At 75.7% G+C, this 13,205-nt stretch carries 9 protein-coding genes and 2 pseudogenes; 4 read left to right on the top strand and 7 right to left on the bottom strand.

The annotated features are described in order from the left end of the window. Positions 1–55 precede the first annotated feature (55 nt). From ACFVTF_RS25995 to ACFVTF_RS25985, 3 genes and pseudogenes are all read right to left on the bottom strand, one after another. The gene (locus ACFVTF_RS25995) at positions 56–2,599 is read right to left on the bottom strand and encodes an amino acid adenylation domain-containing protein (protein ID WP_387816870.1); all 2,544 of its coding nucleotides are present in this window, start codon (positions 2,597–2,599) and stop codon (positions 56–58) included. A 197-nt stretch (positions 2,600–2,796) separates the two neighbouring features. Further along, a pseudogene (locus ACFVTF_RS25990) lies at positions 2,797–3,198 on the bottom strand (condensation domain-containing protein); the annotation flags it as partial. 479 nt (positions 3,199–3,677) lie between these two features. Beyond that, on the bottom strand, positions 3,678–4,547 hold the full coding sequence (locus ACFVTF_RS25985) for a helix-turn-helix transcriptional regulator (protein WP_387816869.1): 870 nt from the start codon (positions 4,545–4,547) through the stop codon (positions 3,678–3,680). Positions 4,548–4,661: 114 nt separating this feature from the next. Between ACFVTF_RS25985 and ACFVTF_RS25980 the strand changes: the two genes are divergently transcribed. After that, on the top strand, positions 4,662–6,263 hold the full coding sequence (locus tag ACFVTF_RS25980; RefSeq protein ID WP_387816868.1) for an MFS transporter: 1,602 nt from the start codon (positions 4,662–4,664) through the stop codon (positions 6,261–6,263). 91 nt (positions 6,264–6,354) lie between these two features. Here the strand turns inward: ACFVTF_RS25980 and lpdA are convergent, their stop codons facing one another. After that, complete coding sequence (lpdA, locus tag ACFVTF_RS25975) at positions 6,355–7,761, bottom strand: dihydrolipoyl dehydrogenase (protein ID WP_371515562.1); 1,407 nt, start codon at positions 7,759–7,761, stop codon at positions 6,355–6,357. A 313-nt stretch (positions 7,762–8,074) separates the two neighbouring features. Next, the gene (locus ACFVTF_RS25970) at positions 8,075–9,574 is read right to left on the bottom strand and encodes a M28 family peptidase (protein WP_387816910.1); all 1,500 of its coding nucleotides are present in this window, start codon (positions 9,572–9,574) and stop codon (positions 8,075–8,077) included. 285 nt (positions 9,575–9,859) lie between these two features. Between ACFVTF_RS25970 and ACFVTF_RS25965 the strand changes: the two genes are divergently transcribed. Further along, positions 9,860–10,036, top strand: coding sequence for an antitoxin (locus tag ACFVTF_RS25965; RefSeq protein ID WP_350881782.1), 177 nt, complete (start codon positions 9,860–9,862; stop codon positions 10,034–10,036). Positions 10,037–10,377: 341 nt separating this feature from the next. Next, a pseudogene (locus tag ACFVTF_RS25960) lies at positions 10,378–10,557 on the top strand (hypothetical protein); the annotation flags it as partial. Here ACFVTF_RS25960 and ACFVTF_RS25955 read toward each other — a convergent pair. Together ACFVTF_RS25955 and ACFVTF_RS25950 are read right to left on the bottom strand one after the other, a co-directional pair. Next, on the bottom strand, positions 10,544–11,071 hold the full coding sequence (locus ACFVTF_RS25955; RefSeq protein WP_387816867.1) for a DinB family protein: 528 nt from the start codon (positions 11,069–11,071) through the stop codon (positions 10,544–10,546). The pseudogene ACFVTF_RS25960 and the gene ACFVTF_RS25955 sit on opposite strands and share 14 nt — an antisense overlap. Positions 11,072–11,108: 37 nt before the next feature. Further along, complete coding sequence (locus tag ACFVTF_RS25950; protein ID WP_387816866.1) at positions 11,109–12,440, bottom strand: MATE family efflux transporter; 1,332 nt, start codon at positions 12,438–12,440, stop codon at positions 11,109–11,111. 130 nt (positions 12,441–12,570) lie between these two features. Here ACFVTF_RS25950 and ACFVTF_RS25945 point away from each other — a divergent pair, with 130 nt between their 5' ends. Further along, a complete protein-coding gene (locus ACFVTF_RS25945; protein WP_387816865.1) occupies positions 12,571–13,170 on the top strand; it encodes a PadR family transcriptional regulator in 600 nt (199 codons plus the stop codon). The last annotated feature ends 35 nt before the right edge of the window (positions 13,171–13,205 follow it).

Raw genomic sequence — 13,205 nt, 5'->3', positions numbered from 1 at the left:
CATTCGGGCGGGAGGCGGGGGGCGGGAGGGGGAGCGCAGGGGTACTCGCCCGTGGTCAGCGGCGCTCGCGGACGGCCGCGGCGATCCCGGCCGGGGTCGAGGTGTCGAAGAACAGGTCGAAGTCGAGCTCCACCCCGAGCGCGGCACGGATCCGCGCGGTGATCTGGATGATCGTCAGCGAGTGCCCGCCGAACTCGAAGAGGTCGTCGTCCGGGCCGACCTCGGGCAGGCCCAGCACCTCGGACCAGATCGCCAGGACGGCTTCGGCGACGTCGTCGCGGACCTCCGCCTCCGCCGGGGCGGCGCCGGGGGCGGCCGACGGCGGTCCGGCCGCGGGGGCCGCGGGCGGCGGGGCGGGCAGGGCGCGGCGGTCGAGCTTGCCGTTCGGGGTGAGCGGCAGGCGGTCCAGGGCGACGAACCGCCGGGGCACCATGACGGCGGGCAGGGTGCGCAGCAGGTGGTCCCGCAGGTCGGCGGCGTCCGCCGGGCCTGCTCCGGGCGCCGGGACGTGGTAGCCGACCAGCCCGGATTCCCCCGGACTCTCCTCGCGCACCGTGACGGCCGCCTCGGCGACCGCCGGGTGCTCCAGCAGCGCCGCCTCGATCTCGCCGGGTTCGATCCGGTGTCCGCGGATCTTGACCTGGTCGTCGGCCCGGCAGTGGAAGGCCAGTTCGCCGTCCTCGGTCCAGGCGGCGAGGTCGCCGGTGCGGTACATCCGGGGGCCGGTGGCCGGCGTCTCGGCGGACAGGCCCTCAGTGGGCGGGGCGTCGGCGAACGGGTCCGCGGTGAAGCGCTCGGCGGTCAGGTCGGGAAGGCCCCGGTAGCCCTCCGCGACCCCGTCGCCCCCGAGGTGGAGCTCGCCGGGCACCCCGACCGGCAGCGGCCGGCGGTCCGCGTCCAGGACGTAGGCCCGGGTGTTGGCGATCGGTCGGCCGATCAGCACGGCCTCCGGCCCGGCCGGGACCTCCGCGCAGGTGGACCAGATCGTCGTCTCGGTGGGCCCGTAGACGTTGAACAACCTGGCGACGCCGGCCCGCAGTTCACGGGCCAGCGGCAGCGGCAGCGCCTCGCCGCCGACCAGCGCGGTCAGCCCCGGCGGCAGCGTCCCGGCGCTGAGCAGCACCCGCCAGCCGGAGGGGGTCGCCTGCACGTGGGTCACGCCCTCGCGACGGACCAGGTCGCGCAGGCCCGGGCCGTCCAGCGCGGCGCCGTCCGGTGCGAGCACCAGGCGGCCGCCGGTGGTCAGCGGCAGCAGCAGTTCCAGGCCGGAGATGTCGAAGGAGAGCGAGGTCAGCCCGAGCCACACGTCGCGGGGCCCCGAGCCGAGTTGGTCGGCGAAGGAGGCCAGCAGGTTCACCAGCGCCCGGTGGCCGATCTCCACGCCCTTCGGCCGCCCGGTGGAGCCGGAGGTGTACAGCACGTAGGCGAGGGCGCCCCGCGTCGCCGCCGGGGCGGTGGTGGTGGCCGTCGGCGCCGGGTGGTCCGTCCCGAGCCGGAGCACGGCCGGCGCCGCCGCCGCCAGCTCCGGGGCGGGCTCCCGGTCGGTGACCAGCAGCACGGCGCCGGAGTCGGCGAGCAGGTACGCCAGGCGCTCACCGGGGTAGCCGGGATCGAGCGGCAGGTAGGCGGCCCCGGCGGCGTGCACGGCGAGCAGCACGGCCGGCAGGTCGGCGGAGCGGTCCAGGTGCAGGGCTACCAGGTCTCCCGCCGCGACCCCGGCCCCGCGCAGCACCGCCGCCAGTTCGTCGACCCGCGCCACCAGGTCCCGGTAGCTCAGCCGCCTGGTGGCGGCGCTGACGGCGGGGGCGTCCGGTGTCTCGGCGGCCCGCTCCCGCACCAGGTCCAGCACCGTGCGGTCGCTCGGGTAGGCGCGGGCGGTGGCGTTCCAGCCGGTGGTCACCAGGTGCCGTTCGGCCTCGCCCAGCAGGGCTAGATCGCCCAGCGGCGTCTGCGGCCGCGCCGTCGCGGCGTCGAGCAGCGCCCGGTAGTGCCCGGCGATGCGCTCGGCGGCGGCCGGCGGCAGGACCGCCGGGGCGTACTGGAGGGAGCAGTCCAGGGCGTCGGCGGTGTCGACCACCTGGAGGTGGAGCGTGTTGCGGGCGGCGCCGTTGAACACGGCCCGGTCCACGCGCACGGCACTGCCCGGGAACACCGGGTCGGCGCCCCGGGCGCGCCGGTACCCGAACGACACCGGGGTCAGGCCGACCCGGGCCGTCAGCCCGCCCACCGCCGCGCCGAACGGCACCGCCCGGAACGGGTACCCGGCGCGCGCCTCGGCGCGGACGGCCCGGGCGAAGCCCGCGAAGGAGTCCCGGACGCCCGCCCCGGCCGGCGCGTGGACCGGCAGCTCGTTGACGAACAGCCCCGGCTCACCGGCCTGTTCCGGAGCCCGGACGGACAGCGGCACGGAGACCGGGACGGCCTCGCCGCCGTAGCGCAGCAGCAGCCCGTGCAGCGCGGCGAGCAGGAACTCGAAGACGGTGACGCCGCTGCGCCCGGCCGCGTCGGCCAGCCGCGCCCGGGCCGGACCGTCCAGCCGCCAGCCGATCGACTCCCCCGCCCCCGCCGCCGTGACGGCCTGCCGCAGCCCGGGGAGCACCGGCGCCGTCGCGGCGGCCCAGCGCGGGCCGTACCAGTCGGGGCCCGGCGCACCAGCTCCGGAGCGGGCGGGACGGGCGAAGAGGGCGGGGCGGGCGGCGTGACGGCCTCGACCCCGTCGCAGACCTCGGCACAGGCCTCGGCACAGGCCTCGGCGAGGCCCGCGACCAGGACGTCCTTCGACTCCCCGTCGAACACCGCGTGGTGAACGACGATCAGCAGCTCCGCCGCCCCGCCCCCGCGGCGGTAGAGGGTGAACCGCGCCGGCGGTCCGGCCGGCAGGTCGAACGGCCGCGCCACCTCCTCGGCCAGCCGCTTCTCCAGGTCCTCCGCGCGGTCCCCGGAGGCGTCGACCACCTCCAGGCCCGGGGCGGGCCCCCGCTCCAGCAGGACCTTGCCGTCGCGCTCCACGAACACCACGGACAGCGCGCTGTGACGGTCCGCCAGCACGGACACCGCCCGGCCGAGCGCCTCGACGTCGACCCGGTCGAAGGAGATCCGGACGGGCATCTGGAACGCCCCGTGCACGGGCCCGAGTTGCTCGGTGAGCCAGATGCCCTGCTGGAAGGACGACGCGGGCACGGGGAACGACTCAGGCATCTGCGGCTCGATTCGGCAGTCGGCGAAACGGTAGGGGCGCGCGACCGGGCAGCGACGCTGCCGCCACGGATCCGCTGGTGACGCGGCCACCGAATACCGCCCGGCCCACCCCTGGCCGGCCGACCGGCCGCACCGGCCCCCACCCTCCCGGCCGCCCAGATCCCCCCTGCGCACGCCCGGGCCGGAGCCGGTCTTCTCCCCCGCGAAAAAGACCTTGGTCCAAACCTGCCGAGAGATTCGCAGAGAACCCACCCCTCGTCAAGGGTTCTCCACCCGCCCCACCAGGCGTCATGTACGCGCCCAGCCTGCGGAGATCCCGCCGTTCCGACTCCGTCCACGAGCCCGCCATGCACGGCGGGGCGACGACGGCGGCTCCGCGTCGGAGCGAATCGGGCCCGGAGCGGTTCAAGGCCGAAGCGGTTCAGGCCCGCGGCGGTTCAGGCCCGCGGCGGTTCAGGCCCGGGCCGGGCGGCCCCGGCTCACCTGCCCGGGGCGGCGGCCGCGAAGCCGCCGAGGAAGGCGAGCGCCTCCTCGGCCGGGCTCCCGGGCGCGGCCGTGTAGACGACCAGGAGGTGGCGCGCGGCGCCGGGCACCTGGAAGGTCTCGTAGTCGAGCGTCACGTCGCCGACCACGGGGTGCCGGAAGCGCTTGGGACCGTGGGTCTTCTCGTGCACGTGGTGGCCGGCCCACAGCCGGCGGAAGGCGGCGCTGCCGAGTGCCAGTTCGCCGATCAGGCGCACGAGTTCGGGATCGTGCGGCTGCCGGCCGGAGGCCATCCGCAGGATGCCGACGGTGGTGCGCGCGGTGTCCTCCCAGTCCAGGTGGACGTCCGGCGCGCCCGGGTCGAGGAAGATCCGGCGGGCCAGGTTGCGTTCGCGCGGCGGGAGTTCGGGGAAGTCGGCGATCAGCGCGGCGGCCGGCCGGTTCCACGCCAGGACGTCGTTGCGGTCGTTCATGATCAGCGCGGGGGTGGTCGGCATCGCCTCCACGACCCGCCGCAGGGCGGGGCGCAGGGCGTCGCCGTCCCGTCCGACGCCCGCCGCCCTGGCCGCCGAGCGGCGGGGCGGGCGGGCCAGGTCGTACAGGTGGGCGCGCTCGGCGGGGCCGAGCCGCAGGGCGCGGCCGAGCGCGTCGAGCACCTCGTCGGACGGGCGCTCGGCGCGGCCCTGTTCCAGCCGGACGTAGTAGTCGGTGCTGAGGCCGACCAGTTCGGCGACCTCCTCGCGCCGCAGGCCGGGCACCCGGCGGCGACCGGTCGGCGGCAGCCCCGCCTGCGCGGGTGACACCAGCGCCCGCCGGGTGCGCAGGTAGTCGCCGAGGCTGGCGGCGAGCGTGATCGGTTCGGCCATGCGTTCCAGTATGGGGCGCCCGGCCGGGGGTGCGGGGGCCGGAGGGTGGCCCTGTCACACCCAGGGAACGGCGCTCTCTTCATCCGGCGGCGGCGCCCGCGAACGATCGGGGCCATGACTGTCTCTCCCCGCCTCGACGACGCCCGTCCCGAAGGCGCCCGTCCCGACGACGCCCGTCCCGAAGGCGCCCGCCGCGCCGCGCCGCCCCGGACCGAGCACCCGGCGGGCACGGCCGCTCCCCCACCGCGTACCGCCGGCGGTCCGGGCGGCTACTGGGCGACCGTCACCGCGGTCGGCTGCGCCAGCATGATGCTGCCGTTCTCGGTGACCGGGGCCGCCGTGGCGCTGCCCAGCATGACCGCGCAGTTGGGCTCCTCGGTGGGCGCCGCCCAGTGGATGCTGAACGCCTTCAACCTCACCTTCGCCGCCCTGCCGCTGGCGGCCGGCGGCCTCGCGGACCGGATCGGCCGGCGGCGCGTGCTGCTGTCGGGGATCGCGCTGGTCGGCGCGCTGTCCGCGGTGGTGGCGCTCGCGCCGTCGATGGCCGTGGCCGACGCCGCCCGGGCGGTGCAGGGGTGCGGGGCGGCCGCCGTGCTGGCGGCGGGCGCGGCGGTCCTGGCGCAGTCCACCTCCGGGCGGCGCCGACGGCTCGCGTTCGGGATCCTGGGCACCTCCTTCGGCACCGGCCTGGCGATCGGGCCGCCGGCCGCCGGCCTGCTGGTGGAGGCGGCCGGCTGGCGGTCGGTCTTCCTGTTCGTCGCCGTCCTGGCCCTGCCCGCGTGGCTGTGCGCCACCCGGGCCCCGGAGTCCCGCAACCCGGACCACCCGGGGATCGACCTGCCCGGGGTGGTCTGCTTCACCGGCGGGCTCGCCGCGCTGTCGTACGCGCTCGTGCAGGCCGGCACCGTCGGCTGGACGGCGCCGGGCACGCTGCTGCCGCTGGCGGGTGCGGTGCTGCTGCTGGTCCTGTTCGCCGGGGTGGAGGTCCGCCGGGCCGGGCGCGCCATGGTCGACGTCCGGCTGTTCCGCAGGCCCGAGTTCCTCGCCGTGGTGTGCCAGCCGTTCACCGTCACCCTGGGGTTCGTCGTGCTGCTGGTCCACCTCCCGGCCTACCTCCAGGGCGTGGGCGGCAGGAGCGTCCTGACCAGCGGTCTGCTCCTGCTGCCGATGACGGTGCCCGTCCTCCTGTTGCCGTTGGTGGCCGGGCGCCTCGCCGCCACCGTCTCCGTCCGGGCGGTGCTGACCGCCGCCTCCGCGCTGATCGCGGCGGGCGCCCTGCTGCTGGTGACGGTGCGCGGCGACGGATCGTGGCTCGCGCTGGCGGTGCCGCTGCTGCCGTTCGGGGCGGGGGTCGGGCTGGCCTTCGGGGTGATGGACGACGCGGCCGTCGGCACCGTTCCCGCCGAGCAGGCCGGGGCCGCCGCGGGCGTCTTCAACACGATGCGGATCACCGGGGAGTCCGTGGCCGTCTCCGGGGCCGCCGCGCTGCTCGGCACGCTGACCGCCGCGCACCTGGGCGGCGGCGGCCTCGCCGCCGACGAGGCGGCGCGGCTCGCGGGGCAGGCCGTCCAGGGCAGGGTGGCCGCGGCGCACCAGGCCGCCCTGGCCGCCGGGTTCACCGACGCCCTGCACGTCCTCGGGCTGGTCCTCGCCGCGCTGTCCGCCCTCGGCGCGGTGCTCACCTACCTCGCCCTGGCGCCGGACGAGTCGGCCTGACCCGCCGCCGGAGCCGGGGCCCGGGGCCGCCGGAACACGGCAGGGCCCGCCCGGGAGGTCGGGCGGGCCCTGCCGTCGCGCGGTGCGCGCGTCACATGTTGATCATGTGGCCGGCGAGGCCGTGGATGGCCTCCTTGACCGCCTCGCCGAGGGTGGGGTGGGCGTGCACGTTGCGGGCCACCTCATGGACGGTGAGGTCCCACTGCTGGGCCAGGGTCAGCTCGGGCAGCAGCTCGGTGACCTCGGGGCCGATCAGGTGGGCGCCGAGCAGCTCGCCGTGCTCGGCGTCGCTGATGACCTTGACGAAGCCGATCGGGTGGCCGAGGCCGTGCGCCTTGCCGTTGGCGGTGAACGGGAACTTGGCGACCTTGACGTCGTGGCCCAGCTCGCGGGCCTGCGCCTCGGTGTAGCCGAAGGAGGCGATCTGCGGCTGGCAGTAGGTGGCGCGCGGGATCATGGCGAAGTCGACCTCCATGGTCTCCGCCCCGCCGATGGTCTCGGCGGCGATCACGGCCATCGTCTCGGCGGCGTGCGCGAGCATCAGCTTGGCCGTCACGTCGCCGATCGCGAAGATGTGCCCGGCGCTGGTGCGGCCGCGGCCGTCCACCGCGATGGCGCCGCGGTCGGTCAGCTTGACGCCCGCGTTCTCCAGGCCGTAGCCGTTGACGCGCGGGGCGAAGCCGATCGCCTGGAGCACCTTGTCGGCCTCCAGCACCTGCTGCCGGCCGTCCCTGGTGACGGTGACCTTGACCTTGGCGTTCGGGTCGCTGTCGTCGATCGACTCGACCCGGGTGGAGGTGAGCACCTCGATGCCGAGCTTGCGGTACTGCTTGGCCAGTTCGGTGGAGACCTCGACGTCCTCCAGCGGCACCACGCGGTCCAGGAACTCGACGATGGTGACCTTCACGCCGTAGTTGTGCAGCACGTACGCGAACTCGACGCCGATCGCGCCGGCGCCCGCGATGATGATGCTCTCCGGCAGCTGCTCGGTGAGGATCTGCTCCTCGTAGGTGACCACGCGGTCGCTCAGGCTGGTGCCGGGCAGCAGCCGGGTGGTGGCACCGGTGGCGATGACGCAGTGGTCGAAGGTGACGACGTCGAAGCCGCCGCCGCTGAGCGCGACCTGGAGGGTGTGGTCGTCGACGAAGGTGCCCCGGCCGTCGTACTCGGTGATGCCGTTCTTCTTCATCAGGTAGTGGACGCCCTTGACCCGGCCGTCGGCCACCGAGCGGCTGCGGCGGAAGGCCTCGCCGAAGTCGAAGGTCACCTTGCCCTCGACCTTGATGCCGAAGGTCTTGGCCTCCTTGGTGAAGATGTGGGCGAGCTCGGCGTTGCGCAGCAGGGCCTTGGAGGGGATGCAGCCGACGTTCAGGCAGACGCCGCCCCAGTACTTGGCCTCGATGACGGCGGTCTTCAGGCCGAGCTGAGCGGAGCGGACGGCGGCGGTGTAACCGCCGGGGCCGGCGCCGAGGACGACGACGTCGTAGTGCGTGCTCATGATGCTGACTCCTCCGAGGGTGTCACGGCTCGTGATCTCGGTCCCATGGTGTCAGGACCGGGTTCGACGCACCCACCGGGTCTCGGCGGATGCGCTCCGCGCGGCACCGTACCCGGCCCGGGGCCGGATTGTCAGTGGCCTCGGCTACGGTGCTCGCGACCTCGCCGGGCGGCGGCGGGGCCCGGGGGAGGTCCGGGGCGGGGCCCGGGGGTGCGAGCGGGAGGAGGGGCCGAATGGCGGACGAGCACGGCGGAGCCGGCGGATGGGGCGGGTGGGCCCGCCGCCCGAGGACGGCAGCGGGCCCACCCGGGCGTCAGGCCGTCACCTCGTGGGCGTGGCCCCCGCCCGTACCGCCGCCGCCACCCGCCTGGTCGGCGGGGCGCTGCGGCGGCACGGGCCGGGTCAGCGAGGAGAGGTCCCAGGCGTAGGTGCCGACGGCATGGGCGATCACGTCGATGTTGACGTCGAAGGCGTCCATGTCGATGTTCTTCAAGCCGTCGCAGGCCTTGTGGTAGCAGGCGTCGAAGGCCACGCCCGCCGTGCCGCCGTACCGGTCCTCCTGCGCCTGCGACTTGACCACCTCGGCGCCGGTGTCGGTGCCGCCGGCCGGGATGCCCGCGTCGATGAACGGGCCGTAGTCGGAGCGGCCGTTGAAGGCGGTCGGCTCGTGCGGCAGGCCCCGGCCGTCCAGGTAGCCGGTGAGGTCCCGCTCGATCTGCGCCGAACCCTCGGGGCCGGCGCCGCCGCCGGTGCTGCCCGAGCCGTCGTAGACGAACTGCGCGTAGTTGGGAGAGGCGATCATGTCGAAGTTGAGGTAGAGCCTGATCTTCTTCCGGTCCGCCTCGGAGAGCGACTTCACGTACGCCTCCGAGCCCTTGAGGCCGAACTCCTCGGCGGACCACCAGGCGAACCTGACCTTGTTCTTCACCGGGTGGACGGTCAGGTTGCGCGCGACCTCCAGGATGCCCGCCGCACCGGAGCCGTTGTCGTTGATGCCGGGCCCGGCCGGGACGGAGTCCAGGTGCGCCCCGACCATCACGGTGTCGGCCGGGTCGCCGCCCCGGGTCTCGGCGATGACGTTCCAGGTCTTGCGCGGCTCCATGAAGGTGCGGATGTCGAGGTTCAGCCGGACCTGGCCGGCGGCGGCCTTCGCGGCCAGCGCCTCCCCGGCTGCCCGGGTGATCCCGCCGACGGGGATCCGGCCGGCCGCAGGGTCCCCGAGGGTGCCGTTGAGGTCGCCGTCGGTGTTGTTGTAGATGATCGCGCCCACCGCGCCGGCCGTCGCGGCCGCGGCCTGCTTGGCGGCGAAGCCGCAGCCGCCGCGCTGGATCAGCGCGATCCGGCCGGTGAACGCGCCGGCCGGGTAGTCGGTGGGCGCGCAGCCTGTCGCGGCACTGACCGGGGCGACCGCCAGGTCGGCGGTCAGGCCCGCGTCCGGGCCGCCGGACGAGTACGTCATGGCGATCAGCGGGATGCTCTCGACCTGCGGGGACAGCACCTGCAGCCGCTCCGAGCGGGCCTCGAAGAAGGTGTACTCGAACTCCTGCCGGGACACCTTCAGCCCGGCCCGGCGGGCCTGCTCGTAGACGTAGCGCGCGGACTCGTCGTGCCCCTTCGAACCGGCCACCCGGGTGCCGCCGTTGCGGTCGGCGATCCGCTGGAGCGCGGCCAGGGTGTCGTGGGCGCTCTCGGCGTCGGCGGCCTCGACCAGGCGCGCGGCGAGCCGCTCGCCTCTGCGTACCGGGTCCGGGTCGGCGGCCGCACCACCGGCCCCGGCCAGCAGCAGCGGGGCGGCCAGGGCGGCGACGGTCAGGACGGCGCCCGCGCTCCGGACGGTGGCAGTGCGCGGGCGCTGGTCCCGGCGCTGCTGGTGCGGTATCGGGGTGGACTGGTCGAGCGGGCTGGTCGGGCGGAGGGGCAGGGAGATCGGGCGACGGGCTCGGGGCTTCAAGGCGACTCCTTCCGGCGGTCCGTGAACTCCCGATTTGACATGACCGGCATCACGTTGCCAAGGCCGCCGCGCGGCCGCGGGATGCGGACGGCGGCGGAGGCGGTGATCCTGGAGGGGTGGGGCCGTCTCTTCCAGGAGCGTGACCAGATGTCCATGTTGGATAAGCTCAAGGGCCTGCTGAAGGGCCACGAGGACCAGGCCGACAGGGCCGTCGACAAGGCGGGCGACGCCGTCGACGAGCGCACCCAGGGCAAGTACAGCAGCCAGGTGGACGCCGCCCAGGAGCAGGCGAAGAACCAGTTCCGCGACCAGCCTCCGCAGTAGTAGCAGCAGACCGAACCCCGCCGTACGCCTGCGGCCCCGGTCGGGCCCGCCCGGCCGCACCGGGGCCCAGCCGTTCCGGGCTGTCGTTCCGGGCCGTCGTTCAGGCCTCCTGGAGCTGAGGTCAGCCGTCCCGATCCGGCGCGGCCCCGGCTGCGGGCTGCCTTGCCCCTGCCCCTGCCCCCGCCTCGCCGTCCGGGCTCCCGGCCCCGCAGTTCTCGCACGGTTGCGGCCCGGGCCGCTCGCGCGGGCGCCCGCACTCCGGGCAGACCCGGTCCAGCCAGCAGGCCGCCTCTCCGCCTTCGTCCATGCCTCCGATTCTGCCCGGATCGCCCGCGACGACGCGGCCGGCGGCCGCCGCGCTGTGGGCGAACCTGCACGGCCTGGCCGAACTGCGCGCCTGGGGCAGCCTGCGGCTCATCACCGGCGGCGAGGATGTCGAACCGCTGCTGCGCGCCGCCCTGGACGCCCACCTCGGCCCGGCTCCCGGGGCCCTCCCCCGGGGAGCCGTCACACGCCGGTGAGGCCGTCGATGTTCTCCCGCAGCAGGTCCGCGTGGCCGTTGTGGCGGGCGTACTCCTCGATCAGGTGCACCAGGATCCAGCGCAGCGAGACCGTCTCCGAACCGAACACGGCCGCCGCCCGCTCGGAGAGGCGTCCGGTGTCCTCCAGCGAAGCCTCGGCGGCCAGTTCGCGGCCCTGCTCGACCTCCGCCCGCCAGTCGGCCAGCGCCTCGGGCATCCCCCGCTCCGGGGTGAGCGCGTAGCCGCCCTCGCCGTCCGCGCCGTACAGCGGCGGCGCCTCCCGGCCGGCCAGCACCCGCTGGTACCAGGTGCGTTCGACCTCGGCGAGGTGCTGGACCAGGCCGAGCAGCGTCATCGTCGACGGCGGGACGGCCGCCAACCGGACCTGCTGGTCGTCGAGTCCGGCGACCTTCTGCACAAGAGTCGCCCGGTGGAACTCCAACCAGCCTTCCAGCATGGCGCGTTCGTCCGCGTGCGGGGGCGGCAGCGGCCGCCCGTCGAGTGTCGGTCCCATGGCTTCCACTGTGGCACAGCCGGGCGACCGGAGTCGATCATCCGACCGGCTTCAGGGCCCGGTCGCCCCGGTCCGCCGACGGCGCGGACCGCCGGGGCCGGCGCCGGGCCAGGAGCAGCAGCAGGCCGAGCTGCACGACCGCGCCCACGGTCGGCCCCGCCCACACGCCGGTCACCCCGAGCGGCCCCGACAGGGCTGCGGAGGCGGCGAGTTGGGCGCCCAGGCCGAGCAGCACGGAGAGCACCAGCGGTCGGCCGGCGCCCGCCGCCTGGTACACCCCGCCGAGGGCGACCACCAGCGCGTACGGGAGAAGGTGGAGCGCCGCCATCCGCAGGAAGCCGACGGACTGCCCGGCCACCGCCGGGTCGTCGGTGAACAGCGCGGTCAGCGGGGCGGCGAGCGTCACGGACAGCACCGCCGCGACGGCGCCGAGGAGCGCGGCGAGGCGTCCGGTGGCGCGGTGCAGCGCGCCGAGCGCGGTGGCACGGCCCGCGCCGGAGAGGCGGGCGGCCTCGATCGCGACGGCCTGCCGGAGCGCGTAGAACGCCATGGTGACGACCAGCAGGATCCGGTAGCCGACGCCGTACCCGGCCACCGCCGCGACGCCGAAGTCCGCGACCAGGGCGAGTTGGGCCGTGCCGACGGCCATCCGGGCGGTGAAGTCCAGGCCGAACGGCGCTCCCGCGCGGACGATCCGGCCCACCGCCGCGCCGGTTCCCCCGGCGGGTGCGGGCAGCCGTGGCCGCAGCCGCAGGGTGACGGCGAGGGCGACCGCCCGCGAGCCGGCCAGGGCCAGCGCGGCGCCCGTCACCCCGAGCGCGGGCACCGGGCCGGCGCCGAGAACGAGCAGCGGGTCGAGGGCGAGCAGCAGCGCGTTCGACAGCAGGGCCGTCCGCATCGGGGTGCGGGTGTCGCCCGCGCCCTTGAACAGTTCGTCGGCGACGCGCTGGCCGAAGAACAGGGCGAACGCCGGGAAGGCGACGGTGAAGTAGTCGGCGGCGAGGGTGGCGGCGTCGCCGTCCAGGAAGGCACCGGCCAAGCGGTCGCGCAGCAGGAAGCCGGGGACGGCGAGCGCGAGGCTGCCCACCGCGCAGAGCCGCCAGGCCGCGCGGGTGGTGCGGGCGGCGTCGTCGCGGTCGCCGGCGCCGAGCGCGCGGGAGAGCCGCACGCTGGTGCCGGAGCCGACCACCAGGACGAGCCCGAGCAGCAGGTTCTCCACGGTGCCGGCCAGGGTGACGGCGGCGACGGCCGCCCCGCCGAGGCCCGCCACCCAGAAGGTGCCGATCACCGAGGCGATCACGCCGGACAGCAGTTCGGCGTAGACCGGTCCCGCCAGTGCGGCCAGTCGTCGCGATGGACGCCCGTGCATGCTTCCTCCCCCGTTCCGCCACCGCCTGCCGGTGGCTCACCTCGAATAGAGATACCTCTTATCGAGGCACATCGACAAGAGGTACGATGGGGCGCGCCACAGGGCGCACTCCGACGAAAGGGCTTCGACCGTGCTGACCCTCGCGATCCTCGGCTTCCTGTACGACCAGCCGCTGCACGGCTACCAGCTCAAGTCCCGGATCACCGGCCTCACCGGCCACGTCCGGCCGGTCAGCGACGGCGCGCTCTACCCCGCCATCGCCAGGCTGGAGAAGGCCGGGCTGCTGCGCCGCCGCGCCGAACCGGGCAGCGGGGCCGCACCGCGCCAGACGCTGGAGCTCACCGAGGAGGGCCGGGCCGAGCTGCGGCGCCGGCTGGCCGACCCGGAGCAGGCCGAGATCACGGACCAGATCCGCTTCTTCGCGCACGCCGCCTTCCTGCACCACCTGGCCGACCCGCCCGCGCAGGCGGCCGTGCTCCGGCGCAGGCTGGCGTTCCTGGACGAGCCGAGCAGCTTCTTCTACGACGGCGAGGGCCGCGCGGTCACCGCCGAGCTGGAGCCGAACCCCTTCCGGCGCGGCATGCTGCTGGTCGCCCGGGCCTCCACGGCGGCCGAGCGGGCCTGGCTGGCGGAGACCATCGCCGAGTTGGACGGCCCCCGTGAGGCCGGGGGCTCGGCCCGGCGCACTGACCCGTGGAGCCGGGGCGCGACCCGGCGCACCGACCCGTGAGGTCGGGACGCGGCCCGGCGCGCGCCTTCGTACAG

Source organism: Kitasatospora sp. NPDC057940, assembly GCF_042887425.1.
Taxonomy (GTDB): Bacteria; Actinomycetota; Actinomycetes; order Streptomycetales; family Streptomycetaceae; genus Kitasatospora.
This window is presented reverse-complemented; position numbering and strand designations above follow the sequence as displayed.

Coding starts and splice junctions, on each gene's coding strand:
- ACFVTF_RS25985 (WP_387816869.1), bottom strand. CDS start 4,547: ATGGCCGAACCGATCACGCTCGCCGCCAGCCTCGGCGACTACCTGCGC.
- ACFVTF_RS25980 (WP_387816868.1), top strand. CDS start 4,662: ATGACTGTCTCTCCCCGCCTCGACGACGCCCGTCCCGAAGGCGCCCGT.
- lpdA (WP_371515562.1), bottom strand. CDS start 7,761: ATGAGCACGCACTACGACGTCGTCGTCCTCGGCGCCGGCCCCGGCGGT.
- ACFVTF_RS25965 (WP_350881782.1), top strand. CDS start 9,860: ATGTCCATGTTGGATAAGCTCAAGGGCCTGCTGAAGGGCCACGAGGAC.
- ACFVTF_RS25955 (WP_387816867.1), bottom strand. CDS start 11,071: ATGGGACCGACACTCGACGGGCGGCCGCTGCCGCCCCCGCACGCGGAC.
- ACFVTF_RS25950 (WP_387816866.1), bottom strand. CDS start 12,440: ATGCACGGGCGTCCATCGCGACGACTGGCCGCACTGGCGGGACCGGTC.